At 43.4% G+C, this 251-nt stretch carries 1 protein-coding gene; it reads right to left on the reverse strand.

Translation table 11 applies throughout. The features are described 5' to 3' along the window. Positions 1-251: E domain-containing protein (locus CD113_RS11195; protein WP_206167425.1), on the reverse strand; the 251-nt coding region annotated here is incomplete at both ends.

The following is a 251-nucleotide window of genomic DNA, read 5'->3' on the forward strand; positions in this document are numbered from 1 at the left end:
CCAGGGTTTAAGTTTGGATTGAATTCGCGTTTTGTTTCAAATGGTACTTCTTCTGTTCTTGTTTCTGGCGTACCTGTTTTTGGTCCGTGTTTTGTCACGTCGTCAACTGGTGGTGTTACGATTTCACCTGTTTCTGGGTTCTTAACGCCTGGTTTACCTGGATGTTCTTCTGTTGAATCCGTTGGTAAGTTTGGATCGAACTCATCTTTGTGACCTTGCGGCACTTTTTCGCCACCGAACTCAATAATCTT

It is taken from the genome of Staphylococcus simiae, from assembly GCF_002902085.1.
Lineage (GTDB): Bacteria > Bacillota > Bacilli > Staphylococcales > Staphylococcaceae > Staphylococcus > Staphylococcus simiae.